This is a genomic window from Gordonia westfalica, from assembly GCF_900105725.1.
GTDB classification, from domain to species: Bacteria; Actinomycetota; Actinomycetes; order Mycobacteriales; family Mycobacteriaceae; genus Gordonia; species Gordonia westfalica.
The window spans coordinates 1-22,614 of the sequence record NZ_FNLM01000009.1; the positions used below are offsets into that span (position 1 = coordinate 1).

A 22,614-nucleotide genomic window follows, 5' to 3' on the forward strand; every position below is an offset into this window, starting at 1 on the left:
CACGGTTGGCCCATCTTCGAAGTGCTTCCTCGATGACGGGGCGGTCGTAGTGGCGGAGTTTGCGGATCTCGTTGACGAGTGCTTGTTCGACTTTGGCGGGGAATCTTTGGCCGACGTGAGTGCGGATGAAGGTCAGTTCTGTCGATGAGCCTTTGGCGGGGGTTGTGCGTGTGCTCGTTTCGATCTCGCTGGGCACGTAGTCGTCGATCGGCGGTTCGTCCGGGAGGGGCACACACTCTTCCCCCGTTCCCTTTCCCCGTTCCCTTTCCTACTTCCGGCGCCGAAACGTCCGACACTTTCGTCGGAGATTCCGTCACTGTCGCTCGGAGATTCCGCATCTACGCCTTGACCTGCACCTTTGGAGTTCGCGACGGCCCGCTCGGCTGCTTCGACCAGCCCTTCGCGTGGCTTAGCTCTTTTCTCGGTCCGCTGATGCTTGGACCACGACGGGATGGCGTAGAAGGGGCGTCCTTCGTGCCGGAAGTACACGACGCCGAAGTGGTCCGAAACGTCCGAGAGAAGTCGCGGATAATCCGACACCGGTATTTCATCGTTAGGAAAGGCGAACCCGATGACCCGAACCGGAGTGGCATCTCCGATGCCGTAGTCGTCGGCCCAGTTCCACATTGCGATGAACAGCAGGCGGGTGCGCAGGTCTGCGCCGGCGGTGTCAGCCGAGTCCCAGAAGTCGGGTTTGATCGTTCTAATTCGTGGCACCTACCGCACCTCCCCTCGTGGTGGGGTGTAGTCATGCCGGTACTTGCGACCCAACCCTTCGGGAGTGGCCCAGTGTTCGCGGCCGGTGTGGCAGTTGCGCATACGGATACCGCGGTTGCCGAGGCCGCTGGCGTCGGAGTCAGCAACCACCTCGTAGGGGATGCCGGTCTTTTTGTGGGTCCAGAACGATCCTTCGAGGCTCACTGTTGGTCCTCCGCCCCATCAGCGAACGACCGGATCGTGCGTTCAACCACACCCATCCGCTGGGCGACAACCTGTGCGCACACTGCATGGCGGGCGTCCATTTCCCACTGGTAGCGGGCTTCGGCGTGCACCACGTCGGCGGCGGCGTTCAGTCCGGAGGTGCGGTCTAGGCCGTGCGCCCGGATCAGCTTCGCCATGTCCTCGGCCTGAGGCATTGCCTGCTCCACGGAGACCGGTGCCTGGGTTGCGATGTACTCGGCTAGTAGGGATTCCAGAGAAGGAACAGACATCAGGCCACACCCCCGCCTTCGGGAGAACGGTGGTAGCCGTCAGGGTGTGGCAGATACCCCGCCGTCCAAAACCCGTAGCCGTGGTGCTTCCGGTCAGCGCCGCGACAATCAGGCTCAGTGCAATAGGTGACAGGCAGACCGTTCTCATCGAGACCGCGGCGAGCAGATCCGGGGCAGGTCAGCTCGAACTCGCCGTCGTCTCGATGTACCTCTCGGTCGTACTCGAAGGCGGCGTGGCGGCACTTCTCACGAAGGTGGAAGGTCACCGTCCCGAGGCCATACAGGTTGCGTTCGAATGTGATTACGCGCTGCCGCCTGGTTACGGGCTCTTGGCAGGACGGGCAGACGCCGGGAGTGCCATACCGCTCGAAGGTCTTGCCGCTGTGTTCAGCGATGGTGTCGATGACCACATGCTGGCAGGGCATCAGATCGCGGCAGGTGCCGCAGATGGGGTAGTGCTCGGCAATCCTCGGCCAGCCGACGTCCTTCCAGAATCCGACTGACTTCCGGTCGGTGCCGGTGGTTGGTTCTGCGTCGGTCGCTGTGTGCTCAACTACCCATACGGTGCGGCCGTCACGTGTGTCTTCGCGGACGCTGACGATTCGGCGGAGGGTGCCGGGGTGTGTTTGGGTTGCATCCCGGATTACAAGTTCACCCACCTCTGGTGCGCGGTAGGTCCACTGGACGCCCATGGCTTGGAGGCGGTTGTGCCTCCATCGTGGTCTACTCAGGTAGGTGGAGATGTAATCTGTCATTGGCTGAACTCCTTCGCAGTTCGGTCAGTGGCCGGGGTGTTCACAGCACCCTGGCCACCCCTCATTCTACCCCGATGGTGGGGTTTTCCCGTTGTGCCACAGCAGGATTCGCGCCTTCGGGTAGCAGGGGTGGGAGTATCCGGAGTCGGGGTAGTAGCCAGTCGATGACGGCTTCGAGGGGGTTGCAGCGGCAGGTCACAACTCACCCCCGACGGTGTCTTGGCGAGCGTCATTCGCTGTATTCAGCGCGACAAAGAGTCGGTCCCAGGTTGCTACCGAGGCACCGGCGCGTCCGTTGATGACCTGCGACAGGTGCTTTTCGCTGACGCCGGCGCGACGCGCGAGATCGCCCTGCGAGACTCCGGTCTCGGCAAGTCGGGTCCTCAGTGCGACGGCGAGGTTGTCGGCGAGCGATCCTGCACGCCACTCCGGAATGTCGCTCACGACTCACCCCCGACGATGCGGGCGAGCGGCTTCCATATCTCATAGACCGGTTCGTCGTGGTGGTGTTCCGTCCACGACCACTCGGCGATTAGCTCCCGTACCCGTTGGATGGTGGCGTCTCGGTTGGCGATGCGGGACTGTAGTTGTCCGTGCCGGTATGCGGCAGCATCGAGGTCCGCCTTCGCCTGGTCGAGTTCGGCGAGCAGAGCGGGCACCAACTCGGGTGTAGCGGCAATGAACTCGGCGTCGGCGGAGGACGTGATCAGCCCTGCAACTCGCGGACCCCATACGCTCCCGGCGAAGACGCCGACAGACTCGCGTGTGGTGCCATCCCAGGGTTCTGCTTCCCACGGCCCGGGTGTGATGCCTTCGAGCAGCTTCCTTGCTTCCTCTGCGGCGCTCATCGGTCACCCCGCAGAAGCCCAGCGATATGGGCGGCAATCTCGCGACACTGCCGCCCCGGCGCAAACCCTTCGCGGCCTTCATCCCACTTCCGATAGGCCATATCCATTTCGGCGGCGTCACTTTCTCGGGTGCGCGCTGAGTCGTGGGTGCCGATTGGGCCGGGGTATAGGCGTCGGTACAGCTCGCGGGCGATCCTCTCCACCACATCGTCTGCGGTGGCCTCAGATTCGAGACGACGGGCAGCATTGCGGAGTTCGTCGGCGTTGAACGGGCCGAGAGCCGCTTCAGCACGGAATTTGACTCCCAACTTGAGTGCCCGGTCGATCAGGATGTTCGCCGCGAATCTCAGGTGCTCGGGGTTGCCGGCGTCCGGTGCGGGGAGGTCGCGGGCTTTCTCTGCTTCCGCCCGCCAGTGATCCCGATCAGCAGCGACAGTGGTGATACGCGCGTCGATCTGGTCGGACCACGACCCCGCTCCCGCGCGTAGGTGGCGGTAGATTTCAGGGTGGCGCAGTATCCGCAGGTAGGTGTCGGCTTGCTGTCTCAGTGGCGACATAGGACGCAGCTGGTCTTCGAGTTCGGCGATGCGTGCCTCCGCCTTCTCCAGGAGTCGCCGGTCCACCAGATACGTCGGACGCCCATACCCATCACGGGTCACATAGCTGTTGCCGCCGTGGATGATCGGGGATCACCAACAGGACCGAAACCGATGTCAGACATCGAATGCCGCCTTTCTGACGAAGTCGTGGCCCAACAGCTCCCTAGGGCCAGGCGTGTGATGTGGGCGGTGCGTTCGCGCGCCCGGTGAGAGTTGAAGCCGCAGAGGCATTCAGTGCCGTGGAAGTGGTGCACGCTCTCGACCGCGTATAGCGCCTCAGCGACCGCCTTTTCGTCTGCGTCGCTCATCTCGGCTCCTCCGCAACATCAGCAGCAGACGCCAGGGCGGATGCGAGTTCGCGGGCATCCTCAGGCGTATTGCGAGGGTCCTCGAAGTAGAGCCGCACCACCCGCTTGCCTCGGGCGGCCATCACTTCCCCGTCCAGCCACTCGGCGCGGTCGTCGTCTTCGCCGCCGGTTCCGCCTTGGGTAGTAGGTGGTAGTGCTCAGACAGAGCAGCGATGACGTGGGCAGTGGTAGTGCTCAGACAGAGCAGCGATGACGTGGGCACCATGCTCGGCGTCGTTGATGTAGTAGTCGGGGCCGCAGGTGCAGCACACGCCACCTGCCCACTCGTACGACTGGTGTGCCGCCGCGATCTCGGCGGGTGTGGGTGTCATGGGGTATCTCCCAACTCGTCAGAGGAATAGATGAGGGGTGCGGTGCGGCAGGGCCATTCCTGGTAGCAGCCCGAGCACAGCGTCAGGTGTTCGGGATCGGTACAGTCGTCGCGTTCGGGGCAGCCGTCGAGCCGATGCAGTTCCCGGAGTGGTGCGAGGGCTTCACGGGCACCACGCAGGGCGTACCTTCCCGGGCCGACGAAGTGCGAGACGCCATGCGGTTCACACGCCCTCTGTGCTGCGTCTACGGCGGGATCGGTCATGACTCCCCCCGCAGCTTTGCAACTACCCATCGGGCGACATGGCCGACATCTTCGGGATGGACGGTGCCGTGAGGTGTGTCCCGTAGGGCAGCCACAGCGACACCGCGTTCTGGTCCAACACCTCGATGATGGCGTCGCGTACTTGCTCGGCTGTGAACTGTTCGGCCTTCTCCACCACATCGTCTGCGGTGGCCTCAGATTCGAGACGGTCAGCGGATAAGCGATTGACGTCAGCATTGAGGGCGGCACGGTCGTTGCATACCTGGTCGAAGATGAGCCGCTTCCTTCTCAGCGCCACTTCGAGTTCGGCGATGCGTGCCTGCGCCTGCTCCAGGTCTTCGGCCGCACCAACGTCTGCCCGTTCGACCAATCAACAGGTCCGGGTGGGAAGAAACCCGGTACAGCGGCACACCAAGGATGCGAGTCATGACACACCGCCGCCGGGCAGCCACTGCGCAGTCTCCGGAGACGCGAGTGGCTGGGGGGCGGGGGCGCTGTGGTGGGGGGGGGTGTGGGTCGAACGGGCAGACGTTGGTGCCGGCCGAAGACCTGGAGCAGGCGCAGGCACGCATCGCCGAACTCGAAGTGGCGCTGAGAAGGAAGCGGCTCATCTTCGACCAGGTATGCAACGACCGTGCCGCCCTCAATGCTGACGTCAATCGCTTATCCGCTGACCGTCTCGAATCTGAGGCCACCGCAGACGATGTGGTGGAGAAGGCCGAACAGTTCACAGCCGAGCAAGTACGCGACGCCATCATCGAGGTGTTGGACCAGAACGCGGTGTCGCTGTGGCTGCCCTACGGGGACACACCTCACGGCACCGTCCATCCCGAAGATGTCGGCCATGTCGCCCGATGGGTAGTTGCAAAGCTGCGGGGGGAGTCATGACCGATCCCGCCGTAGACGCAGCACAGAGGGCGTGTGAACCGCATGGCGTCTCGCACTTCGTCGGCCCGGGAAGGTACGCCCTGCGTGGTGCCCGTGAAGCCCTCGCACCACTCCGGGAACTGCATCGGCTCGACGGCTGCCCCGAACGCGACGACTGTACCGATCCCGAACACCTGACGCTGTGCTCGGGCTGCTACCAGGAATGGCCCTGCCGCACCGCACCCCTCATCTATTCCTCTGACGAGTTGGGAGATACCCCATGACACCCACACCCGCCGAGATCGCGGCGGCACACCAGTCGTACGAGTGGGCAGGTGGCGTGTGCTGCACCTGCGGCCCCGACTACTACATCAACGACGCCGAGCATGGTGCCCACGTCATCGCTGCTCTGTCTGAGCACTACCACTGCCCACGTCATCGCTGCTCTGTCTGAGCACTACCACCTACTACCCAAGGCGGAACCGGGCGGCGAAGACGACGACCGCGCCGAGTGGCTGGACGGGGAAGTGATGGCCGCCCGAGGCAAGCGGGTGGTGCGGCTCTACTTCGAGGACCCTCGCAATACGCCTGAGGATGCCCGCGAACTCGCATCCGCCCTGGCGTCTGCTGCTGATGTTGCGGAGGAGCCGAGATGAGCGACGCAGACGAAAAGGCGGTCGCTGAGGCGCTATACGCGGTCGAGAGCGTGCACCACTTCCACGGCACTGAATGCCTCTGCGGCTTCAACTCTCACCGGGCGCGCGAACGCACCGCCCACATCACACGCCTGGCCCTAGGGGAGCTGTTGGGCCACGACTTCGTCAGAAAGGCGGCATTCGATGTCTGACATCGGTTTCGGTCCTGTTGGTGATCCCCCGATCATCCACGGCGGCAACAGCTATGTGACCCGTGATGGGTATGGGCGTCCGACGTATCTGGTGGACCGGCGACTCCTGGAGAAGGCGGAGGCACGCATCGCCGAACTCGAAGACCAGCTGCGTCCTATGTCGCCACTGAGACAGCAAGCCGACACCTACCTGCGGATACTGCGCCACCCTGAAATCTACCGCCACCTACGCGCGGGAGCGGGGTCGTGGTCCGACCAGATCGACGCGCGTATCACCACTGTCGCTGCTGATCGGGATCACTGGCGGGCGGAAGCAGAGAAAGCCCGCGACCTCCCCGCACCGGACGCCGGCAACCCCGAGCACCTGAGATTCGCGGCGAACATCCTGATCGACCGGGCACTCAAGTTGGGAGTCAAATTCCGTGCTGAAGCGGCTCTCGGCCCGTTCAACGCCGACGAACTCCGCAATGCTGCCCGTCGTCTCGAATCTGAGGCCACCGCAGACGATGTGGTGGAGAGGATCGCCCGCGAGCTGTACCGACGCCTATACCCCGGCCCAATCGGCACCCACGACTCAGCGCGCACCCGAGAAAGTGACGCCGCCGAAATGGATATGGCCTATCGGAAGTGGGATGAAGGCCGCGAAGGGTTTGCGCCGGGGCGGCAGTGTCGCGAGATTGCCGCCCATATCGCTGGGCTTCTGCGGGGTGACCGATGAGCGCCGCAGAGGAAGCAAGGAAGCTGCTCGAAGGCATCACACCCGGGCCGTGGGAAGCAGAACCCTGGGATGGCACCACACGCGAGTCTGTCGGCGTCTTCGCCGGGAGCGTATGGGGTCCGCGAGTTGCAGGGCTGATCACGTCCTCCGCCGACGCCGAGTTCATTGCCGCTACACCCGAGTTGGTGCCCGCTCTGCTCGCCGAACTCGACCAGGCGAAGGCGGACCTCGATGCTGCCGCATACCGGCACGGACAACTACAGTCCCGCATCGCCAACCGAGACGCCACCATCCAACGGGTACGGGAGCTAATCGCCGAGTGGTCGTGGACGGAACACCACCACGACGAACCGGTCTATGAGATATGGAAGCCGCTCGCCCGCATCGTCGGGGGTGAGTCGTGAGCGACATTCCGGAGTGGCGTGCAGGATCGCTCGCCGACAACCTCGCCGTCGCACTGAGGACCCGACTTGCCGAGACCGGAGTCTCGCAGGGCGATCTCGCGCGTCGCGCCGGCGTCAGCGAAAAGCACCTGTCGCAGGTCATCAACGGACGCGCCGGTGCCTCGGTAGCAACCTGGGACCGACTCTTTGTCGCGCTGAATACAGCGAATGACGCTCGCCAAGACACCGTCGGGGGTGAGTTGTGACCTGCCGCTGCAACCCCCTCGAAGCCGTCATCGACTGGCTACTACCCCGACTCCGGATACTCCCACCCCTGCTACCCGAAGGCGCGAATCCTGCTGTGGCACAACGGGAAAACCCCACCATCGGGGGTAGAATGAGGGGTGGCCAGGGTGCTGTGAACACCCCGGCCACTGACCGAACTGCGAAGGAGTTCAGCCAATGACAGATTACATCTCCACCTACCTGAGTAGACCACGATGGAGGCACAACCGCCTCCAAGCCATGGGCGTCCAGTGGACCTACCGCGCACCAGAGGTGGGTGAACTTGTAATCCGGGATGCAACCCAAACACACCCCGGCACCCTCCGCCGAATCGTCAGCGTCCGCGAAGACACACGTGACGGCCGCACCGTATGGGTAGTTGAGCACACAGCGACCGACGCAGAACCAACCACCGGCACCGACCGGAAGTCAGTCGGATTCTGGAAGGACGTCGGCTGGCCGAGGATTGCCGAGCACTACCCCATCTGCGGCACCTGCCGCGATCTGATGCCCTGCCAGCATGTGGTCATCGACACCATCGCTGAACACAGCGGCAAGACCTTCGAGCGGTATGGCACTCCCGGCGTCTGCCCGTCCTGCCAAGAGCCCGTAACCAGGCGGCAGCGCGTAATCACATTCGAACGCAACCTGTATGGCCTCGGGACGGTGACCTTCCACCTTCGTGAGAAGTGCCGCCACGCCGCCTTCGAGTACGACCGAGAGGTACATCGAGACGACGGCGAGTTCGAGCTGACCTGCCCCGGATCTGCTCGCCGCGGTCTCGATGAGAACGGTCTGCCTGTCACCTATTGCACTGAGCCTGATTGTCGCGGCGCTGACCGGAAGCACCACGGCTACGGGTTTTGGACGGCGGGGTATCTGCCACACCCTGACGGCTACCACCGTTCTCCCGAAGGCGGGGGTGTGGCCTGATGTCTGTTCCTTCTCTGGAATCCCTACTAGCCGAGTACATCGCAACCCAGGCACCGGTCTCCGTGGAGCAGGCAATGCCTCAGGCCGAGGACATGGCGAAGCTGATCCGGGCGCACGGCCTAGACCGCACCTCCGGACTGAACGCCGCCGCCGACGTGGTGCACGCCGAAGCCCGCTACCAGTGGGAAATGGACGCCCGCCATGCAGTGTGCGCACAGGTTGTCGCCCAGCGGATGGGTGTGGTTGAACGCACGATCCGGTCGTTCGCTGATGGGGCGGAGGACCAACAGTGAGCCTCGAAGGATCGTTCTGGACCCACAAAAAGACCGGCATCCCCTACGAGGTGGTTGCTGACTCCGACGCCAGCGGCCTCGGCAACCGCGGTATCCGTATGCGCAACTGCCACACCGGCCGCGAACACTGGGCCACTCCCGAAGGGTTGGGTCGCAAGTACCGGCATGACTACACCCCACCACGAGGGGAGGTGCGGTAGGTGCCACGAATTAGAACGATCAAACCCGACTTCTGGGACTCGGCTGACACCGCCGGCGCAGACCTGCGCACCCGCCTGCTGTTCATCGCAATGTGGAACTGGGCCGACGACTACGGCATCGGAGATGCCACTCCGGTTCGGGTCATCGGGTTCGCCTTTCCTAACGATGAAATACCGGTGTCGGATTATCCGCGACTTCTCTCGGACGTTTCGGACCACTTCGGCGTCGTGTACTTCCGGCACGAAGGACGCCCCTTCTACGCCATCCCGTCGTGGTCCAAGCATCAGCGGACCGAGAAAAGAGCTAAGCCACGCGAAGGGCTGGTCGAAGCAGCCGAGCGGGCCGTCGCGAACTCCAAAGGTGCAGGTCAAGGCGTAGATGCGGAATCTCCGAGCGACAGTGACGGAATCTCCGACGAAAGTGTCGGACGTTTCGGCGCCGGAAGTAGGAAAGGGAACGGGGGAAAGGGAACGGGGGAAGAGTGTGTGCCCCTCCCGGACGAACCGCCGATCGACGACTACGTGCCCAGCGAGATCGAAACGAGCACACGCACAACCCCGCCAAAGGCTCATCGACAGAACTGACCTTCATCCGCACTCACGTCGGCCAAAGATTCCCCGCCAAAGTCGAACAAGCACTCGTCAACGAGATCCGCAAACTCCGCCACTACGACCGCCCCGTCATCGAGGAAGCACTTCGAAGATGGGCCAACCGTGACGGACACCCCGGACTCCTCCCGCACCTCGTCTCCGACGTCCTGAAGAACAACGGCAGAACCGCCGAACCCACCAAGACCGACATCTGGGAAACCAGCGTCATCCAACCCGCCCAAGCCGCAGCCACCGAAGCACAGAGGAAACTCTCATGAACCGAATCGACCTCACACCGCAGAACGTGGCAGACGCCGGCCAAGTACTCAAGCACACCGCGTTTGTCCACCGCCGCACCGCGATCCGCCCGAAGTCCGAGAAGGAAGCCCAGGAGATCGCGATCGTGTGGGCTCGCATGTTCGCCCGCTACAAACTCGACCTACCTGAGCTACTGGAGGCTGTGGAGCGCCGCGCCATCAAACATCAAGACGCCCCGGAGCCGGGTGAGATCGTGCAGTGGGCGCGAGAGGTTCGCCAGGAGTGGTCATCTCGGGCGCAGGCCGATCCGGAACAGCGCGCTCTGCATGAGGCGAAGATCGACCGGAAGATCGCGAACTTCGCGGGCAACTTCGGTATCCAGATCGACGGGCGGCCAGCATGAGCGTCATTGTCGAGTTGCCCTACGCACGTCCACCCCTCACTGAGAATCAGCGCATGCATTGGCGGAAGAAGGCGGCTGTGGTGGCCTCTGTGCGTCAAGCGGTGTACGTCCTAGCCCGGAATGCGCGCGTGCCGCAAAACTGCGCCCACGTGGACGTCAGCCTCCACTACACGCCACGTGATGTTCGCCGCCGCGACGCCGACAACCTTGTCCCCACATTGAAAGCCGCCTGCGACGGATTGGTGGACGCCGGCCTGGTTGCTGATGACACACCGGATCTGATGACCAAGCAGATGCCGACCATCCATCCCGCCGAGAAGGGGGAGCGGGGCCGGTTGTGGCTCGAACTACACATCGAGGAGGCGCAGTGACCGACCAGCTTGCTCTCTCCCTCACCCCACCCGCCTGGTGCTTCGTGTGCCAACGCGACTGTCCTCCACCCGTCTCGTGTGGACCCGAATGCCAAGAGGAGGAGTCGTGAGCCGCCCCGTGCAGTCGATGGTGAATGTGGATGCCCGCAACTACCCGGCCCACACTGCGGCGGTGCGGTCCCGGTTGGCCGGCACCAACCACGCAGGCCAAATCGCAGCCGAATGCCCCTGCGGCAGCACCTTCGATGTCGGCTACGAACGCTTCCACACCCCCGCATTCCAAGCCCACCCCTACTGCCACCCCTGCACGATCAAGGAGACCCCATGAGCCGCTACGAGTACCGCGTCGTTCCCCGTGACGGCCTGAACGGGTTGCAGCTGTGGGAGCTTCAACGCCGCCTTATCTGGCGTGACGGAAGCCGATACACCTGGAATGAGTGGATGGTGTTCCGGGACTACACCGGCACTGATGAATGTCCGATTGCGTGGGAAGGGGTGATGGCGGCGGGGGGGGGGTGGGTCGCGCGGGCAGCGGGCATTCATCAGTCCGGTGGTATCGGCTTCCGTACGCCAGCAGATAAGGCGGCGTTGAAGCTCCCACAGCTGCAACCCGTTCAGGCCGTCACGGGAACGACGCGGTACTCGTAGCGGCTCATGGGTCTCCTTGATCGTGCAGGGTGGCAGTAGGGTGGGCTTGGAATGCGGGGGTGTGGAAGCGTTCGTAGCCGACATCGAAGGTGCTGCCGCAGGGGCATTCGGCTGCGATTTGGCCTGCGTGGTTGGTGCCGGCCAACCGGGACCGCACCGCCGCAGTGTGGGCCGGGTAGTTGCGGGCATCCACATTCACCATCGACTGCACGGGGCGGCTCACGACTCCTCCTCTTGGCATTCGGGTCCACACGAGACGGGTGGAGGACAGTCGCGTTGGCACACGAAGCACCAGGCGGGTGGGGTGAGGGAGAGAGCAAGCTGGTCGGTCACTGCGCCTCCTCGATGTGTAGTTCGAGCCACAACCGGCCCCGCTCCCCTTCTCGGCGGGATGGATGGTCGGCATCTGCTTGGTCATCAGATCCGGTGTGTCATCAGCAACCAGGCCGGCGTCCACCAATCCGTCGCAGGCGGCTTTCAATGTGGGGACAAGGTTGTCGGCGTCGCGGCGGCGAACATCACGTGGCGTGTAGTGGAGGCTGACGTCCACGTGGGCGCAGTTTTGCGGCACGCGCGCATTCCGGGCTAGGACGTACACCGCTTGACGCACAGAGGCCACCACAGCCGCCTTCTTCCGCCAATGCATGCGCTGATTCTCAGTGAGGGGTGGACGTGCGTAGGGCAACTCGACAATGACGCTCATGCTGGCCGCCCGTCGATCTGGATACCGAAGTTGCCCGCGAAGTTCGCGATCTTCCGGTCGATCTTCGCCTCATGCAGAGCGCGCTGTTCCGGATCGGCCTGCGCCCGAGATGACCACTCCTGGCGAACCTCTCGCGCCCACTGCACGATCTCACCCGGCTCCGGGGCGTCTTGATGTTTGATGGCGCGGCGCTCCACAGCCTCCAGTAGCTCAGGTAGGTCGAGTTTGTAGCGGGCGAACATGCGAGCCCACACGATCGCGATCTCCTGGGCTTCCTTCTCGGACTTCGGGCGGATCGCGGTGCGGCGGTGGACAAACGCGGTGTGCTTGAGTACTTGGCCGGCGTCTGCCACGTTCTGCGGTGTGAGGTCGATTCGGTTCATGAGAGTTTCCTCTGTGCTTCGGTGGCTGCGGCTTGGGCGGGTTGGATGACGCTGGTTTCCCAGATGTCGGTCTTGGTGGGTTCGGCGGTTCTGCCGTTGTTCTTCAGGACGTCGGAGACGAGGTGCGGGAGGAGTCCGGGGTGTCCGTCACGGTTGGCCCATCTTCGAAGTGCTTCCTCGATGACGGGGCGGTCGTAGTGGCGGAGTTTGCGGATCTCGTTGACGAGTGCTTGTTCGACTTTGGCGGGGAATCTTTGGCCGACGTGAGTGCGGATGAAGGTCAGTTCTGTCGATGAGCCTTTGGCGGGGGTTGTGCGTGTGCTCGTTTCGATCTCGCTGGGCACGTAGTCGTCGATCGGCGGTTCGTCCGGGAGGGGCACACACTCTTCCCCCGTTCCCTTTCCCCCGTTCCCTTTCCTACTTCCGGCGCCGAAACGTCCGACACTTTCGTCGGAGATTCCGTCACTGTCGCTCGGAGATTCCGCATCTACGCCTTGACCTGCACCTTTGGAGTTCGCGACGGCCCGCTCGGCTGCTTCGACCAGCCCTTCGCGTGGCTTAGCTCTTTTCTCGGTCCGCTGATGCTTGGACCACGACGGGATGGCGTAGAAGGGGCGTCCTTCGTGCCGGAAGTACACGACGCCGAAGTGGTCCGAAACGTCCGAGAGAAGTCGCGGATAATCCGACACCGGTATTTCATCGTTAGGAAAGGCGAACCCGATGACCCGAACCGGAGTGGCATCTCCGATGCCGTAGTCGTCGGCCCAGTTCCACATTGCGATGAACAGCAGGCGGGTGCGCAGGTCTGCGCCGGCGGTGTCAGCCGAGTCCCAGAAGTCGGGTTTGATCGTTCTAATTCGTGGCACCTACCGCACCTCCCCTCGTGGTGGGGTGTAGTCATGCCGGTACTTGCGACCCAACCCTTCGGGAGTGGCCCAGTGTTCGCGGCCGGTGTGGCAGTTGCGCATACGGATACCGCGGTTGCCGAGGCCGCTGGCGTCGGAGTCAGCAACCACCTCGTAGGGGATGCCGGTCTTTTTGTGGGTCCAGAACGATCCTTCGAGGCTCACTGTTGGTCCTCCGCCCCATCAGCGAACGACCGGATCGTGCGTTCAACCACACCCATCCGCTGGGCGACAACCTGTGCGCACACTGCATGGCGGGCGTCCATTTCCCACTGGTAGCGGGCTTCGGCGTGCACCACGTCGGCGGCGGCGTTCAGTCCGGAGGTGCGGTCTAGGCCGTGCGCCCGGATCAGCTTCGCCATGTCCTCGGCCTGAGGCATTGCCTGCTCCACGGAGACCGGTGCCTGGGTTGCGATGTACTCGGCTAGTAGGGATTCCAGAGAAGGAACAGACATCAGGCCACACCCCGCCTTCGGGAGAACGGTGGTAGCCGTCAGGGTGTGGCAGATACCCCGCCGTCCAAAACCCGTAGCCGTGGTGCTTCCGGTCAGCGCCGCGACAATCAGGCTCAGTGCAATAGGTGACAGGCAGACCGTTCTCATCGAGACCGCGGCGAGCAGATCCGGGGCAGGTCAGCTCGAACTCGCCGTCGTCTCGATGTACCTCTCGGTCGTACTCGAAGGCGGCGTGGCGGCACTTCTCACGAAGGTGGAAGGTCACCGTCCCGAGGCCATACAGGTTGCGTTCGAATGTGATTACGCGCTGCCGCCTGGTTACGGGCTCTTGGCAGGACGGGCAGACGCCGGGAGTGCCATACCGCTCGAAGGTCTTGCCGCTGTGTTCAGCGATGGTGTCGATGACCACATGCTGGCAGGGCATCAGATCGCGGCAGGTGCCGCAGATGGGGTAGTGCTCGGCAATCCTCGGCCAGCCGACGTCCTTCCAGAATCCGACTGACTTCCGGTCGGTGCCGGTGGTTGGTTCTGCGTCGGTCGCTGTGTGCTCAACTACCCATACGGTGCGGCCGTCACGTGTGTCTTCGCGGACGCTGACGATTCGGCGGAGGGTGCCGGGGTGTGTTTGGGTTGCATCCCGGATTACAAGTTCACCCACCTCTGGTGCGCGGTAGGTCCACTGGACGCCCATGGCTTGGAGGCGGTTGTGCCTCCATCGTGGTCTACTCAGGTAGGTGGAGATGTAATCTGTCATTGGCTGAACTCCTTCGCAGTTCGGTCAGTGGCCGGGGTGTTCACAGCACCCTGGCCACCCCTCATTCTACCCCGATGGTGGGGTTTTCCCGTTGTGCCACAGCAGGATTCGCGCCTTCGGGTAGCAGGGGTGGGAGTATCCGGAGTCGGGGTAGTAGCCAGTCGATGACGGCTTCGAGGGGGTTGCAGCGGCAGGTCACAACTCACCCCGACGGTGTCTTGGCGAGCGTCATTCGCTGTATTCAGCGCGACAAAGAGTCGGTCCCAGGTTGCTACCGAGGCACCGGCGCGTCCGTTGATGACCTGCGACAGGTGCTTTTCGCTGACGCCGGCGCGACGCGCGAGATCGCCCTGCGAGACTCCGGTCTCGGCAAGTCGGGTCCTCAGTGCGACGGCGAGGTTGTCGGCGAGCGATCCTGCACGCCACTCCGGAATGTCGCTCACGACTCACCCCCGACGATGCGGGCGAGCGGCTTCCATATCTCATAGACCGGTTCGTCGTGGTGGTGTTCCGTCCACGACCACTCGGCGATTAGCTCCCGTACCCGTTGGATGGTGGCGTCTCGGTTGGCGATGCGGGACTGTAGTTGTCCGTGCCGGTATGCGGCAGCATCGAGGTCCGCCTTCGCCTGGTCGAGTTCGGCGAGCAGAGCGGGCACCAACTCGGGTGTAGCGGCAATGAACTCGGCGTCGGCGGAGGACGTGATCAGCCCTGCAACTCGCGGACCCCATACGCTCCCGGCGAAGACGCCGACAGACTCGCGTGTGGTGCCATCCCAGGGTTCTGCTTCCCACGGCCCGGGTGTGATGCCTTCGAGCAGCTTCCTTGCTTCCTCTGCGGCGCTCATCGGTCACCCCGCAGAAGCCCAGCGATATGGGCGGCAATCTCGCGACACTGCCGCCCCGGCGCAAACCCTTCGCGGCCTTCATCCCACTTCCGATAGGCCATATCCATTTCGGCGGCGTCACTTTCTCGGGTGCGCGCTGAGTCGTGGGTGCCGATTGGGCCGGGGTATAGGCGTCGGTACAGCTCGCGGGCGATCCTCTCCACCACATCGTCTGCGGTGGCCTCAGATTCGAGACGACGGGCAGCATTGCGGAGTTCGTCGGCGTTGAACGGGCCGAGAGCCGCTTCAGCACGGAATTTGACTCCCAACTTGAGTGCCCGGTCGATCAGGATGTTCGCCGCGAATCTCAGGTGCTCGGGGTTGCCGGCGTCCGGTGCGGGGAGGTCGCGGGCTTTCTCTGCTTCCGCCCGCCAGTGATCCCGATCAGCAGCGACAGTGGTGATACGCGCGTCGATCTGGTCGGACCACGACCCCGCTCCCGCGCGTAGGTGGCGGTAGATTTCAGGGTGGCGCAGTATCCGCAGGTAGGTGTCGGCTTGCTGTCTCAGTGGCGACATAGGACGCAGCTGGTCTTCGAGTTCGGCGATGCGTGCCTCCGCCTTCTCCAGGAGTCGCCGGTCCACCAGATACGTCGGACGCCCATACCCATCACGGGTCACATAGCTGTTGCCGCCGTGGATGATCGGGGGATCACCAACAGGACCGAAACCGATGTCAGACATCGAATGCCGCCTTTCTGACGAAGTCGTGGCCCAACAGCTCCCCTAGGGCCAGGCGTGTGATGTGGGCGGTGCGTTCGCGCGCCCGGTGAGAGTTGAAGCCGCAGAGGCATTCAGTGCCGTGGAAGTGGTGCACGCTCTCGACCGCGTATAGCGCCTCAGCGACCGCCTTTTCGTCTGCGTCGCTCATCTCGGCTCCTCCGCAACATCAGCAGCAGACGCCAGGGCGGATGCGAGTTCGCGGGCATCCTCAGGCGTATTGCGAGGGTCCTCGAAGTAGAGCCGCACCACCCGCTTGCCTCGGGCGGCCATCACTTCCCCGTCCAGCCACTCGGCGCGGTCGTCGTCTTCGCCGCCCGGTTCCGCCTTGGGTAGTAGGTGGTAGTGCTCAGACAGAGCAGCGATGACGTGGGCAGTGGTAGTGCTCAGACAGAGCAGCGATGACGTGGGCACCATGCTCGGCGTCGTTGATGTAGTAGTCGGGGCCGCAGGTGCAGCACACGCCACCTGCCCACTCGTACGACTGGTGTGCCGCCGCGATCTCGGCGGGTGTGGGTGTCATGGGGTATCTCCCAACTCGTCAGAGGAATAGATGAGGGGTGCGGTGCGGCAGGGCCATTCCTGGTAGCAGCCCGAGCACAGCGTCAGGTGTTCGGGATCGGTACAGTCGTCGCGTTCGGGGCAGCCGTCGAGCCGATGCAGTTCCCGGAGTGGTGCGAGGGCTTCACGGGCACCACGCAGGGCGTACCTTCCCGGGCCGACGAAGTGCGAGACGCCATGCGGTTCACACGCCCTCTGTGCTGCGTCTACGGCGGGATCGGTCATGACTCCCCCGCAGCTTTGCAACTACCCATCGGGCGACATGGCCGACATCTTCGGGATGGACGGTGCCGTGAGGTGTGTCCCCGTAGGGCAGCCACAGCGACACCGCGTTCTGGTCCAACACCTCGATGATGGCGTCGCGTACTTGCTCGGCTGTGAACTGTTCGGCCTTCTCCACCACATCGTCTGCGGTGGCCTCAGATTCGAGACGGTCAGCGGATAAGCGATTGACGTCAGCATTGAGGGCGGCACGGTCGTTGCATACCTGGTCGAAGATGAGCCGCTTCCTTCTCAGCGCCACTTCGAGTTCGGCGATGCGTGCCTGCGCCTGCTCCAGGTCTTCGGCCGGCACCAACGTCTGCCCGTTCGACCAATCAACAGGTCCGGGTGGGAAGAAACCCGGTACAGCGGACACACCAAGGATGCGAGTCATGACACACCGCCGCCGTTCAGGCCCAGCCGATCTCGCAGTTCGTCACAGAGAGGACTGCCGTTCAGGTTGTATGTCTGCTCCGTGAGGGCGATGGTGAGTGTGCGAATCTCGTAGGCGATGGCGAACCATGCGGACTGCTCAGCCGTCATGGCCGCGTAGTTATCGGTGAAAGGGTTTCCCGGCAGGTTGCGGGATACGGGGTTGTCCTCGCTCATCAGTAGAGTGCTCCGATCTTGTCGATGTCTCCGTGGCGGTCGAGGATCACCACACGCCACGGGCAGACGAGCATCTGCCGTTCTTGCCCACGCGGGACCACGTCGTAGTTGATGCCACCAACCTTCAACCGCGCCGCGTACTGGGTGTCGATGGCGTTGAGAGCCCCCGACCTACGCCGATAGCCTTCCCCCTGAGCGAGGATCTGACCGTTGCGGGACTTACACCGCCAACGCCACTCGGGATGTCTGGCGACCACGCTCTTGGCATCGAGGTCGACCTGCAAGATCTCGTCCTCGTACACCTCGATGGTGCCGCGATACTCAGACACCTTCTCCGGGATGTTCTCGTAGACGATCACTGGACCTCCACCACCCCACCCACCAGAGCGGCCTGACGCTTGGCAGCGCGCACCGCATTCGACTTCGTGTCATACGTTTTCGGGGAGATGGCGCCGGCGCTGCCGTTGCGGGCGATCTGCGCCCACTGGTAACCCTTCCGGGTTCTCGTCACCACCACACGCACAGCAGTTCTCGCCGACGCCAAGGGCTGCACGACGTAGCCGCCATTGCCACCCGAGCCTCCGCCGACAGCCTGCACCTTGACCACCTCAACCGCCTTGAACGCCTCGCCGTCGAAAGCCTTCTTGTTGTTGCTCATTCGTTGTCTCCTTTGGTTCTCCCCACGCAGGGATGTGTCGTGTCTTCTCTGCACCTGTTGCGGGGGAACGGAGTACGCAAAGCTCCCCCGGCCTGGCCGCGCACTCAGGGCACGGCCTCTCGATCGCCCCCACAGGAGGTAGGACTCCGGAACCTCAGCCCACCGCATCGCACACCTCGACCCCGCCGGCATCATCGAGCAACGCCCACCGGCCCGACAGCAGGACAGCCACATCGCTGGACGGCTGCCGGAACTTCGACACCAACCAGCCCTTCGCGTACGCCTGCGCCGGATTGCGGCCGATGAAGTCATGGCAGCCGCGGCACACCAGCAGACAATTCGACAGGGCGTTGATCTGTGGGTCTTTCGATCCGCCCATGCCGCGGTTAGCTCGGTGGTGATAGTCCTGCCCTGTGCCGGTACACCAGTCGGTTTGGACTTCGCAGCGACCCATCGCCCGCACCGCAGCAGCAGCCTTCACATCCGCAGAGAAGCCCGTCATGACGCCGTCTTCCTCTGCTGCCACGCCACCGACGTCAACGCTGCCGGACAACGCCGCCCATGCCGCTCATACCGGCGCTTCATCGACGCCGGCAGCATCCCCACCCGACGCGATGCCTCCTCCGCCCCAACACCCATCGACAGCAGATACTCGAAGTCGGAGAACAGGTCTTCGGCAGTGCGGGGTTTGTCCACCACTTCCGGCTCATAGGTGGGGTCATCGATACGGTCCTCATCCCACGCCAACGGAGGCAACCAACCTTTCGCCTTCGCCCGATGCCGCGCCTTCCGATCAGTTCCGGGAACCATCTGCAACTGCGCGAACAAGGACGTCACATCCCGTGCTCGACGAACCGCAATGTTGCGGGACTGTCCGAGGAACAACTCCGAAGTGCTGCCATTCTCCGGCCAACCCAGACGGCTGATCAGATCCGTCTGCGAATACCCGTTCGCCACCAACGCCTGCAATCGGCGGGTTGTGCCCAGGGCGGGGACGCGGTCCTGTCGCACAAACTCGACACCGGTACGCGGAACAGGGATTTGGAGGATGCGGTCGGCGGTAGCTTGGCGGACCTGTTTGCTCGGACCGTATCCGCGTTGCCCGTACAGCAGATGCTGGATGGTGCTGTGCGGGACGCCGAACTCCTCTTCGAGCCGTTTGTTCCCCACTCCTGCGTCACGCAGCTTGAGGATGTGCTCGCGTACAGGCTGGGCGTCGACCAGGTCGGGAGTCCAACGTCCGTAGGCGCGTTGCCGGCGGTGGTGTTGGGCGTAGTGCATTTCGCACATGCCGCGCGCTTTGACGGGCTTCCCGCATTGGCAGGTCATGCCGCCCCCTGCTTCCACATGGCCTGACGTTCACGCGGAGTCGTACCCCCAACCACACCGTGCGGTTCACGGTTGTCCACGCCCCCCCCCCCCTCACACCCGCGACGCGTTCCTTCCCCCCCACCGCGGTGCGCAACGCGACGGAACGGATCTGCGCCGGCTGTGACCGCCGGAGGTGTGTTTGCAGTGGGCGTTGGACAACCGTGAACCGCACGGTGTGGTTGGGGGTACGACTCCGCGTGAACGTCAGGCCATGTGGAAGCAGGGGCGGCATGACCTGCCAATGCGGGAAGCCCGTCAAAGCGCGCGGCATGTGCGAAATGCACTACGCCCAACACCACCGCCGGCAACGCGCCTACGGACGTTGGACTCCCGACCTGGTCGACGCCCAGCCTGTACGCGAGCACATCCTCAAGCTGCGTGACGCAGGAGTGGGGAACAAACGGCTCGAAGAGGAGTTCGGCGTCCCGCACAGCACCATCCAGCATCTGCTGTACGGGCAACGCGGATACGGTCCGAGCAAACAGGTCCGCCAAGCTACCGCCGACCGCATCCTCCAAATCCCTGTTCCGCGTACCGGTGTCGAGTTTGTGCGACAGGACCGCGTCCCCGCCCTGGGCACAACCCGCCGATTGCAGGCGTTGGTGGCGAACGGGTATTCGCAGACGGATCTGATCAGCCGTCTGGGTTGGCCGGAGAATGGCAGCACTTCGGAGTTGTTCCTCGGACAGTCCCGCAACATTGCGGTTCGTCGAGCACGGGATGTGACGTCCTTGTTCGCGCAGTTGCAGATGGTTCCCGGAACTGATCGGAAGGCGCGGCATCGGGCGAAGGCGAAAGGTTGGTTGCCTCCGTTGGCGTGGGATGAGGACCGTATCGATGACCCCACCTATGAGCCGGAAGTGGTGGACAAACCCCGCACTGCCGAAGACCTGTTCTCCGACTTCGAGTATCTGCTGTCGATGGGTGTTGGGGCGGAGGAGGCATCGCGTCGGGTGGGGATGCTGCCGGCGTCGATGAAGCGCCGGTATGAGCGGCATGGGCGGCGTTGTCCGGCAGCGTTGACGTCGGTGGCGTGGCAGCAGAGGAAGACGGCGTCATGACGGGCTTCTCTGCGGATGTGAAGGCTGCTGCTGCGGTGCGGGCGATGGGTCGCTGCGAAGTCCAAACCGACTGGTGTACCGGCACAGGGCAGGACTATCACCACCGAGCTAACCGCGGCATGGGCGGATCGAAAGACCCACAGATCAACGCCCTGTCGAATTGTCTGCTGGTGTGCCGCGGCTGCCATGACTTCATCGGCCGCAATCCGGCGCAGGCGTACGCGAAGGGCTGGTTGGTGTCGAAGTTCCGGCAGCCGTCCAGCGATGTGGCTGTCCTGCTGTCGGGCCGGTGGGCGTTGCTCGATGATGCCGGCGGGGTCGAGGTGTGCGATGCGGTGGGCTGAGGTTCCGGAGTCCTACCTCCTGTGGGGGGCGATCGAGAGGCCGTGCCCTGAGTGCGCGGCCAGGCCGGGGGAGCTTTGCGTACTCCGTTCCCCCGCAACAGGTGCAGAGAAGACACGACACATCCCCTGCGTGGGGAGAACCAAAGGAGACAACGAATGAGCAACAACAAGAAGGCTTTCGACGGCGAGGCGTTCAAGGCGGTTGAGGTGGTCAAGGTGCAGGCTGTCGGCGGAGGCTCGGGTGGCAATGGCGGCTACGTCGTGCAGCCCTTGGCGTCGGCGAGAACTGCTGTGCGTGTGGTGGTGACGAGAACCCGGAAGGGTTACCAGTGGGCGCAGATCGCCCGCAACGGCAGCGCCGGCGCCATCTCCCCGAAAACGTATGACACGAAGTCGAATGCGGTGCGCGCTGCCAAGCGTCAGGCCGCTCTGGTGGGTGGGGTGGTGGAGGTCCAGTGATCGTCTACGAGAACATCCCGGAGAAGGTGTCTGAGTATCGCGGCACCATCGAGGTGTACGAGGACGAGATCTTGCAGGTCGACCTCGATGCCAAGAGCGTGGTCGCCAGACATCCCGAGTGGCGTTGGCGGTGTAAGTCCCGCAACGGTCAGATCCTCGCTCAGGGGGAAGGCTATCGGCGTAGGTCGGGGGCTCTCAACGCCATCGACACCCAGTACGCGGCGCGGTTGAAGGTTGGTGGCATCAACTACGACGTGGTCCCGCGTGGGCAAGAACGGCAGATGCTCGTCTGCCCGTGGCGTGTGGTGATCCTCGACCGCCACGGAGACATCGACAAGATCGGAGCACTCTACTGATGAGCGAGGACAACCCCGTATCCCGCAACCTGCCGGGAAACCCTTTCACCGATAACTACGCGGCCATGACGGCTGAGCAGTCCGCATGGTTCGCCATCGCCTACGAGATTCGCACACTCACCATCGCCCTCACGGAGCAGACATACAACCTGAACGGCAGTCCTCTCTGTGACGAACTGCGAGATCGGCTGGGCCTGAACGGCGGCGGTGTGTCATGACTCGCATCCTTGGTGTGTCCGCTGTACCGGGTTTCTTCCCACCCGGACCTGTTGATTGGTCGAACGGGCAGACGTTGGTGCCGGCCGAAGACCTGGAGCAGGCGCAGGCACGCATCGCCGAACTCGAAGTGGCGCTGAGAAGGAAGCGGCTCATCTTCGACCAGGTATGCAACGACCGTGCCGCCCTCAATGCTGACGTCAATCGCTTATCCGCTGACCGTCTCGAATCTGAGGCCACCGCAGACGATGTGGTGGAGAAGGCCGAACAGTTCACAGCCGAGCAAGTACGCGACGCCATCATCGAGGTGTTGGACCAGAACGCGGTGTCGCTGTGGCTGCCCTACGGGGACACACCTCACGGCACCGTCCATCCCGAAGATGTCGGCCATGTCGCCCGATGGGTAGTTGCAAAGCTGCGGGGGGAGTCATGACCGATCCCGCCGTAGACGCAGCACAGAGGGCGTGTGAACCGCATGGCGTCTCGCACTTCGTCGGCCCGGGAAGGTACGCCCTGCGTGGTGCCCGTGAAGCCCTCGCACCACTCCGGGAACTGCATCGGCTCGACGGCTGCCCCGAACGCGACGACTGTACCGATCCCGAACACCTGACGCTGTGCTCGGGCTGCTACCAGGAATGGCCCTGCCGCACCGCACCCCTCATCTATTCCTCTGACGAGTTGGGAGATACCCCATGACACCCACACCCGCCGAGATCGCGGCGGCACACCAGTCGTACGAGTGGGCAGGTGGCGTGTGCTGC

General features: G+C 63.7%; 47 protein-coding genes and 1 pseudogene. 22 read left to right on the plus strand and 26 right to left on the minus strand.

Annotated features, from left to right (window positions below):
- The 9 genes from BLU62_RS01095 to BLU62_RS01135 all read right to left on the minus strand — a co-directional run.
- A partial coding sequence (locus tag BLU62_RS01095) for a hypothetical protein (RefSeq protein WP_139179927.1) occupies positions 1-232 on the minus strand: 232 nt, incomplete at its 3' end.
- 485 nt (positions 233-717) lie between these two features.
- Positions 718-921, minus strand: a complete 204-nt coding sequence (locus BLU62_RS01100; protein ID WP_074848037.1) for a hypothetical protein — start codon at positions 919-921, stop codon at positions 718-720.
- Positions 918-1,211 (minus strand): hypothetical protein, encoded by a 294-nt coding sequence (locus tag BLU62_RS01105; protein WP_074848039.1) that lies wholly within the window; start codon positions 1,209-1,211, stop codon positions 918-920. The genes BLU62_RS01100 and BLU62_RS01105 overlap by 4 nt, the downstream gene beginning before the upstream one ends.
- Complete coding sequence (locus BLU62_RS01110) at positions 1,211-1,966, minus strand: RING finger protein (RefSeq protein ID WP_139179928.1); 756 nt, start codon at positions 1,964-1,966, stop codon at positions 1,211-1,213. Before BLU62_RS01110 ends, BLU62_RS01105 begins: the two co-directional genes overlap by 1 nt.
- Before the next feature lie 195 nt (positions 1,967-2,161).
- Complete coding sequence (locus BLU62_RS01115; protein ID WP_074848042.1) at positions 2,162-2,410, minus strand: helix-turn-helix domain-containing protein; 249 nt, start codon at positions 2,408-2,410, stop codon at positions 2,162-2,164.
- A complete protein-coding gene (locus tag BLU62_RS32135; protein WP_074848052.1) occupies positions 2,407-2,814 on the minus strand; it encodes a hypothetical protein in 408 nt (135 codons plus the stop codon). Before BLU62_RS32135 ends, BLU62_RS01115 begins: the two co-directional genes overlap by 4 nt.
- Entirely contained in the window at positions 2,811-3,473 is a 663-nt protein-coding gene (locus BLU62_RS01125; RefSeq protein WP_139179929.1) for a hypothetical protein, read from the minus strand. Before BLU62_RS01125 ends, BLU62_RS32135 begins: the two co-directional genes overlap by 4 nt.
- A 445-nt stretch (positions 3,474-3,918) precedes the next feature.
- Positions 3,919-4,092: a hypothetical protein gene (locus BLU62_RS32710; protein WP_159441496.1), complete on the minus strand. Its 174-nt coding sequence runs from the start codon at positions 4,090-4,092 to the stop codon at positions 3,919-3,921.
- A gap of 285 nt (positions 4,093-4,377) precedes the next feature.
- A complete protein-coding gene (locus BLU62_RS01135) occupies positions 4,378-4,725 on the minus strand; it encodes a hypothetical protein (RefSeq protein ID WP_074848048.1) in 348 nt (115 codons plus the stop codon).
- A gap of 164 nt (positions 4,726-4,889) precedes the next feature.
- On the opposite strand from BLU62_RS01135, the gene BLU62_RS01140 reads away from it, so the two are divergent.
- The 14 genes from BLU62_RS01140 (at position 4,890) to BLU62_RS01205 (ending at position 11,152) form a co-directional block, all read left to right on the plus strand.
- Complete coding sequence (locus BLU62_RS01140) at positions 4,890-5,243, plus strand: hypothetical protein (RefSeq protein ID WP_074847815.1); 354 nt, start codon at positions 4,890-4,892, stop codon at positions 5,241-5,243.
- Between the two features lie 365 nt (positions 5,244-5,608).
- Positions 5,609-5,878 (plus strand): hypothetical protein, encoded by a 270-nt coding sequence (locus BLU62_RS01150; protein ID WP_074847819.1) that lies wholly within the window; start codon positions 5,609-5,611, stop codon positions 5,876-5,878.
- Positions 5,875-6,069 carry a hypothetical protein gene (locus tag BLU62_RS01155; protein ID WP_074847821.1) on the plus strand — a complete coding sequence of 65 codons (195 nt, stop codon included), beginning with the start codon at positions 5,875-5,877 and terminating at the stop codon, positions 6,067-6,069. Before BLU62_RS01150 ends, BLU62_RS01155 begins: the two co-directional genes overlap by 4 nt.
- Positions 6,062-6,787, plus strand: a complete 726-nt coding sequence (locus BLU62_RS01160) for a hypothetical protein (protein WP_074848050.1) — start codon at positions 6,062-6,064, stop codon at positions 6,785-6,787. The genes BLU62_RS01155 and BLU62_RS01160 overlap by 8 nt, the downstream gene beginning before the upstream one ends.
- On the plus strand, positions 6,784-7,191 hold the full coding sequence (locus tag BLU62_RS01165) for a hypothetical protein (RefSeq protein WP_074848052.1): 408 nt from the start codon (positions 6,784-6,786) through the stop codon (positions 7,189-7,191). Before BLU62_RS01160 ends, BLU62_RS01165 begins: the two co-directional genes overlap by 4 nt.
- Positions 7,188-7,436 carry a helix-turn-helix domain-containing protein gene (locus BLU62_RS01170; RefSeq protein ID WP_074848042.1) on the plus strand — a complete coding sequence of 83 codons (249 nt, stop codon included), beginning with the start codon at positions 7,188-7,190 and terminating at the stop codon, positions 7,434-7,436. The genes BLU62_RS01165 and BLU62_RS01170 overlap by 4 nt, the downstream gene beginning before the upstream one ends.
- A 196-nt stretch (positions 7,437-7,632) precedes the next feature.
- On the plus strand, positions 7,633-8,388 hold the full coding sequence (locus BLU62_RS01175; RefSeq protein ID WP_139179928.1) for an RING finger protein: 756 nt from the start codon (positions 7,633-7,635) through the stop codon (positions 8,386-8,388).
- Entirely contained in the window at positions 8,388-8,681 is a 294-nt protein-coding gene (locus BLU62_RS01180) for a hypothetical protein (RefSeq protein WP_074848039.1), read from the plus strand. The genes BLU62_RS01175 and BLU62_RS01180 overlap by 1 nt, the downstream gene beginning before the upstream one ends.
- Entirely contained in the window at positions 8,678-8,881 is a 204-nt protein-coding gene (locus BLU62_RS01185; protein ID WP_074848037.1) for a hypothetical protein, read from the plus strand. The genes BLU62_RS01180 and BLU62_RS01185 overlap by 4 nt, the downstream gene beginning before the upstream one ends.
- Positions 8,882-9,363: 482 nt before the next feature.
- Positions 9,364-9,750, plus strand: coding sequence for a hypothetical protein (locus BLU62_RS01190; protein ID WP_074848053.1), 387 nt, complete (start codon positions 9,364-9,366; stop codon positions 9,748-9,750).
- Positions 9,747-10,133, plus strand: a complete 387-nt coding sequence (locus BLU62_RS01195; RefSeq protein ID WP_074848055.1) for a hypothetical protein — start codon at positions 9,747-9,749, stop codon at positions 10,131-10,133. The genes BLU62_RS01190 and BLU62_RS01195 overlap by 4 nt, the downstream gene beginning before the upstream one ends.
- A 149-nt stretch (positions 10,134-10,282) precedes the next feature.
- Positions 10,283-10,504, plus strand: a complete 222-nt coding sequence (locus tag BLU62_RS33360) for a RusA family crossover junction endodeoxyribonuclease (RefSeq protein WP_244278017.1) — start codon at positions 10,283-10,285, stop codon at positions 10,502-10,504.
- A 106-nt stretch (positions 10,505-10,610) separates the two neighbouring features.
- The gene (locus BLU62_RS32140) at positions 10,611-10,832 is read left to right on the plus strand and encodes a hypothetical protein (RefSeq protein ID WP_139179930.1); all 222 of its coding nucleotides are present in this window, start codon (positions 10,611-10,613) and stop codon (positions 10,830-10,832) included.
- The gene (locus BLU62_RS01205) at positions 10,829-11,152 is read left to right on the plus strand and encodes a hypothetical protein (protein ID WP_074848059.1); all 324 of its coding nucleotides are present in this window, start codon (positions 10,829-10,831) and stop codon (positions 11,150-11,152) included. The genes BLU62_RS32140 and BLU62_RS01205 overlap by 4 nt, the downstream gene beginning before the upstream one ends.
- Positions 11,153-11,156: 4 nt before the next feature.
- Here the strand turns inward: BLU62_RS01205 and BLU62_RS32715 are convergent, their stop codons facing one another.
- The 5 genes from BLU62_RS32715 to BLU62_RS01230 form a co-directional block, all read right to left on the minus strand.
- Positions 11,157-11,375 (minus strand): hypothetical protein, encoded by a 219-nt coding sequence (locus BLU62_RS32715; RefSeq protein ID WP_159441509.1) that lies wholly within the window; start codon positions 11,373-11,375, stop codon positions 11,157-11,159.
- Between the two features lie 476 nt (positions 11,376-11,851).
- A complete protein-coding gene (locus tag BLU62_RS01215) occupies positions 11,852-12,238 on the minus strand; it encodes a hypothetical protein (protein WP_074848055.1) in 387 nt (128 codons plus the stop codon).
- Positions 12,235-13,104: a hypothetical protein gene (locus tag BLU62_RS01220; protein WP_074848061.1), complete on the minus strand. Its 870-nt coding sequence runs from the start codon at positions 13,102-13,104 to the stop codon at positions 12,235-12,237. Before BLU62_RS01220 ends, BLU62_RS01215 begins: the two co-directional genes overlap by 4 nt.
- Positions 13,105-13,308 (minus strand): hypothetical protein, encoded by a 204-nt coding sequence (locus tag BLU62_RS01225; RefSeq protein WP_074848037.1) that lies wholly within the window; start codon positions 13,306-13,308, stop codon positions 13,105-13,107.
- On the minus strand, positions 13,305-13,598 hold the full coding sequence (locus BLU62_RS01230) for a hypothetical protein (RefSeq protein WP_074848039.1): 294 nt from the start codon (positions 13,596-13,598) through the stop codon (positions 13,305-13,307). The genes BLU62_RS01225 and BLU62_RS01230 overlap by 4 nt, the downstream gene beginning before the upstream one ends.
- Before the next feature lie 79 nt (positions 13,599-13,677).
- Here BLU62_RS01230 and BLU62_RS01235 point away from each other — a divergent pair, with 79 nt between their 5' ends.
- Positions 13,678-14,100 carry a hypothetical protein gene (locus BLU62_RS01235; RefSeq protein ID WP_074848063.1) on the plus strand — a complete coding sequence of 141 codons (423 nt, stop codon included), beginning with the start codon at positions 13,678-13,680 and terminating at the stop codon, positions 14,098-14,100.
- Between the two features lie 248 nt (positions 14,101-14,348).
- Here the strand turns inward: BLU62_RS01235 and BLU62_RS34665 are convergent, their stop codons facing one another.
- The 12 genes from BLU62_RS34665 to BLU62_RS01295 all read right to left on the minus strand — a co-directional run bounded on the left by BLU62_RS34665 (position 14,349) and on the right by BLU62_RS01295 (position 19,375).
- Positions 14,349-14,795, minus strand: coding sequence for a helix-turn-helix domain-containing protein (locus BLU62_RS34665; protein ID WP_074848065.1), 447 nt, complete (start codon positions 14,793-14,795; stop codon positions 14,349-14,351).
- On the minus strand, positions 14,792-15,199 hold the full coding sequence (locus BLU62_RS32145; RefSeq protein WP_074848052.1) for a hypothetical protein: 408 nt from the start codon (positions 15,197-15,199) through the stop codon (positions 14,792-14,794). The genes BLU62_RS34665 and BLU62_RS32145 overlap by 4 nt, the downstream gene beginning before the upstream one ends.
- Positions 15,196-15,921, minus strand: a complete 726-nt coding sequence (locus tag BLU62_RS01250) for a hypothetical protein (protein ID WP_074848050.1) — start codon at positions 15,919-15,921, stop codon at positions 15,196-15,198. The genes BLU62_RS32145 and BLU62_RS01250 overlap by 4 nt, the downstream gene beginning before the upstream one ends.
- On the minus strand, positions 15,914-16,108 hold the full coding sequence (locus BLU62_RS01255) for a hypothetical protein (RefSeq protein ID WP_074847821.1): 195 nt from the start codon (positions 16,106-16,108) through the stop codon (positions 15,914-15,916). The genes BLU62_RS01250 and BLU62_RS01255 overlap by 8 nt, the downstream gene beginning before the upstream one ends.
- Positions 16,105-16,374, minus strand: coding sequence for a hypothetical protein (locus BLU62_RS01260; RefSeq protein ID WP_074847819.1), 270 nt, complete (start codon positions 16,372-16,374; stop codon positions 16,105-16,107). The genes BLU62_RS01255 and BLU62_RS01260 overlap by 4 nt, the downstream gene beginning before the upstream one ends.
- Before the next feature lie 328 nt (positions 16,375-16,702).
- On the minus strand, positions 16,703-17,173 hold the full coding sequence (locus BLU62_RS01270) for a hypothetical protein (RefSeq protein ID WP_139179931.1): 471 nt from the start codon (positions 17,171-17,173) through the stop codon (positions 16,703-16,705).
- Positions 17,170-17,388, minus strand: coding sequence for a hypothetical protein (locus tag BLU62_RS01275; protein ID WP_074847813.1), 219 nt, complete (start codon positions 17,386-17,388; stop codon positions 17,170-17,172). Before BLU62_RS01275 ends, BLU62_RS01270 begins: the two co-directional genes overlap by 4 nt.
- The gene (locus BLU62_RS01280) at positions 17,388-17,747 is read right to left on the minus strand and encodes a YegP family protein (protein WP_074847811.1); all 360 of its coding nucleotides are present in this window, start codon (positions 17,745-17,747) and stop codon (positions 17,388-17,390) included. Before BLU62_RS01280 ends, BLU62_RS01275 begins: the two co-directional genes overlap by 1 nt.
- The gene (locus BLU62_RS01285) at positions 17,744-18,046 is read right to left on the minus strand and encodes a hypothetical protein (protein WP_074847809.1); all 303 of its coding nucleotides are present in this window, start codon (positions 18,044-18,046) and stop codon (positions 17,744-17,746) included. Before BLU62_RS01285 ends, BLU62_RS01280 begins: the two co-directional genes overlap by 4 nt.
- Positions 17,997-18,179 carry a zinc finger domain-containing protein gene (locus tag BLU62_RS34670; RefSeq protein WP_425284524.1) on the minus strand — a complete coding sequence of 61 codons (183 nt, stop codon included), beginning with the start codon at positions 18,177-18,179 and terminating at the stop codon, positions 17,997-17,999. The genes BLU62_RS01285 and BLU62_RS34670 overlap by 50 nt, the downstream gene beginning before the upstream one ends.
- Before the next feature lie 21 nt (positions 18,180-18,200).
- Positions 18,201-18,548, minus strand: a complete 348-nt coding sequence (locus BLU62_RS32150; RefSeq protein WP_074847827.1) for a hypothetical protein — start codon at positions 18,546-18,548, stop codon at positions 18,201-18,203.
- Positions 18,545-19,375 carry a hypothetical protein gene (locus BLU62_RS01295; protein ID WP_074848069.1) on the minus strand — a complete coding sequence of 277 codons (831 nt, stop codon included), beginning with the start codon at positions 19,373-19,375 and terminating at the stop codon, positions 18,545-18,547. Before BLU62_RS01295 ends, BLU62_RS32150 begins: the two co-directional genes overlap by 4 nt.
- A gap of 175 nt (positions 19,376-19,550) precedes the next feature.
- Here BLU62_RS01295 and BLU62_RS34675 point away from each other — a divergent pair.
- From BLU62_RS34675 to BLU62_RS01330, 7 genes and pseudogenes are all read left to right on the plus strand, one after another.
- Positions 19,551-19,619, plus strand: a pseudogene (locus BLU62_RS34675) (WhiB family transcriptional regulator); the annotation flags it as partial.
- A gap of 28 nt (positions 19,620-19,647) precedes the next feature.
- A complete protein-coding gene (locus BLU62_RS01305) occupies positions 19,648-20,478 on the plus strand; it encodes a hypothetical protein (RefSeq protein ID WP_074848069.1) in 831 nt (276 codons plus the stop codon).
- On the plus strand, positions 20,475-20,822 hold the full coding sequence (locus BLU62_RS32155; RefSeq protein WP_074847827.1) for a hypothetical protein: 348 nt from the start codon (positions 20,475-20,477) through the stop codon (positions 20,820-20,822). The genes BLU62_RS01305 and BLU62_RS32155 overlap by 4 nt, the downstream gene beginning before the upstream one ends.
- Positions 20,823-20,978: 156 nt before the next feature.
- Positions 20,979-21,281: a hypothetical protein gene (locus BLU62_RS01315; protein ID WP_074847809.1), complete on the plus strand. Its 303-nt coding sequence runs from the start codon at positions 20,979-20,981 to the stop codon at positions 21,279-21,281.
- Positions 21,278-21,637 (plus strand): YegP family protein, encoded by a 360-nt coding sequence (locus tag BLU62_RS01320; protein WP_074847811.1) that lies wholly within the window; start codon positions 21,278-21,280, stop codon positions 21,635-21,637. The genes BLU62_RS01315 and BLU62_RS01320 overlap by 4 nt, the downstream gene beginning before the upstream one ends.
- Positions 21,637-21,855, plus strand: a complete 219-nt coding sequence (locus BLU62_RS01325) for a hypothetical protein (RefSeq protein WP_074847813.1) — start codon at positions 21,637-21,639, stop codon at positions 21,853-21,855. Before BLU62_RS01320 ends, BLU62_RS01325 begins: the two co-directional genes overlap by 1 nt.
- Positions 21,852-22,286, plus strand: coding sequence for a hypothetical protein (locus tag BLU62_RS01330; protein ID WP_139179898.1), 435 nt, complete (start codon positions 21,852-21,854; stop codon positions 22,284-22,286). The genes BLU62_RS01325 and BLU62_RS01330 overlap by 4 nt, the downstream gene beginning before the upstream one ends.
- Positions 22,287-22,614 lie beyond the last annotated feature (328 nt).

Excerpts from the sequence above, each read along its gene's own strand:
- BLU62_RS01105 (WP_074848039.1), bottom strand. The coding sequence starts at position 1,211 with ATGTCTGTTCCTTCTCTGGAATCCCTACTAGCCGAGTACATCGCAACC.
- BLU62_RS01110 (WP_139179928.1), bottom strand. The coding sequence starts at position 1,966 with ATGACAGATTACATCTCCACCTACCTGAGTAGACCACGATGGAGGCAC.
- BLU62_RS32135 (WP_074848052.1), bottom strand. The coding sequence starts at position 2,814 with ATGAGCGCCGCAGAGGAAGCAAGGAAGCTGCTCGAAGGCATCACACCC.
- BLU62_RS32710 (WP_159441496.1), bottom strand. The coding sequence starts at position 4,092 with ATGACACCCACACCCGCCGAGATCGCGGCGGCACACCAGTCGTACGAG.
- BLU62_RS01150 (WP_074847819.1), top strand. The coding sequence starts at position 5,609 with ATGGTGCCCACGTCATCGCTGCTCTGTCTGAGCACTACCACTGCCCAC.
- BLU62_RS01155 (WP_074847821.1), top strand. The coding sequence starts at position 5,875 with ATGAGCGACGCAGACGAAAAGGCGGTCGCTGAGGCGCTATACGCGGTC.
- BLU62_RS01160 (WP_074848050.1), top strand. The coding sequence starts at position 6,062 with ATGTCTGACATCGGTTTCGGTCCTGTTGGTGATCCCCCGATCATCCAC.
- BLU62_RS01165 (WP_074848052.1), top strand. The coding sequence starts at position 6,784 with ATGAGCGCCGCAGAGGAAGCAAGGAAGCTGCTCGAAGGCATCACACCC.
- BLU62_RS01175 (WP_139179928.1), top strand. The coding sequence starts at position 7,633 with ATGACAGATTACATCTCCACCTACCTGAGTAGACCACGATGGAGGCAC.
- BLU62_RS01180 (WP_074848039.1), top strand. The coding sequence starts at position 8,388 with ATGTCTGTTCCTTCTCTGGAATCCCTACTAGCCGAGTACATCGCAACC.
- BLU62_RS01195 (WP_074848055.1), top strand. The coding sequence starts at position 9,747 with ATGAACCGAATCGACCTCACACCGCAGAACGTGGCAGACGCCGGCCAA.
- BLU62_RS01205 (WP_074848059.1), top strand. The coding sequence starts at position 10,829 with ATGAGCCGCTACGAGTACCGCGTCGTTCCCCGTGACGGCCTGAACGGG.
- BLU62_RS01215 (WP_074848055.1), bottom strand. The coding sequence starts at position 12,238 with ATGAACCGAATCGACCTCACACCGCAGAACGTGGCAGACGCCGGCCAA.
- BLU62_RS01230 (WP_074848039.1), bottom strand. The coding sequence starts at position 13,598 with ATGTCTGTTCCTTCTCTGGAATCCCTACTAGCCGAGTACATCGCAACC.
- BLU62_RS32145 (WP_074848052.1), bottom strand. The coding sequence starts at position 15,199 with ATGAGCGCCGCAGAGGAAGCAAGGAAGCTGCTCGAAGGCATCACACCC.
- BLU62_RS01250 (WP_074848050.1), bottom strand. The coding sequence starts at position 15,921 with ATGTCTGACATCGGTTTCGGTCCTGTTGGTGATCCCCCGATCATCCAC.
- BLU62_RS01255 (WP_074847821.1), bottom strand. The coding sequence starts at position 16,108 with ATGAGCGACGCAGACGAAAAGGCGGTCGCTGAGGCGCTATACGCGGTC.
- BLU62_RS01260 (WP_074847819.1), bottom strand. The coding sequence starts at position 16,374 with ATGGTGCCCACGTCATCGCTGCTCTGTCTGAGCACTACCACTGCCCAC.
- BLU62_RS01270 (WP_139179931.1), bottom strand. The coding sequence starts at position 17,173 with ATGACTCGCATCCTTGGTGTGTCCGCTGTACCGGGTTTCTTCCCACCC.
- BLU62_RS01275 (WP_074847813.1), bottom strand. The coding sequence starts at position 17,388 with ATGAGCGAGGACAACCCCGTATCCCGCAACCTGCCGGGAAACCCTTTC.
- BLU62_RS01285 (WP_074847809.1), bottom strand. The coding sequence starts at position 18,046 with ATGAGCAACAACAAGAAGGCTTTCGACGGCGAGGCGTTCAAGGCGGTT.
- BLU62_RS32150 (WP_074847827.1), bottom strand. The coding sequence starts at position 18,548 with ATGACGGGCTTCTCTGCGGATGTGAAGGCTGCTGCTGCGGTGCGGGCG.
- BLU62_RS01295 (WP_074848069.1), bottom strand. The coding sequence starts at position 19,375 with ATGACCTGCCAATGCGGGAAGCCCGTCAAAGCGCGCGGCATGTGCGAA.
- BLU62_RS01305 (WP_074848069.1), top strand. The coding sequence starts at position 19,648 with ATGACCTGCCAATGCGGGAAGCCCGTCAAAGCGCGCGGCATGTGCGAA.
- BLU62_RS32155 (WP_074847827.1), top strand. The coding sequence starts at position 20,475 with ATGACGGGCTTCTCTGCGGATGTGAAGGCTGCTGCTGCGGTGCGGGCG.
- BLU62_RS01315 (WP_074847809.1), top strand. The coding sequence starts at position 20,979 with ATGAGCAACAACAAGAAGGCTTTCGACGGCGAGGCGTTCAAGGCGGTT.
- BLU62_RS01325 (WP_074847813.1), top strand. The coding sequence starts at position 21,637 with ATGAGCGAGGACAACCCCGTATCCCGCAACCTGCCGGGAAACCCTTTC.
- BLU62_RS01330 (WP_139179898.1), top strand. The coding sequence starts at position 21,852 with ATGACTCGCATCCTTGGTGTGTCCGCTGTACCGGGTTTCTTCCCACCC.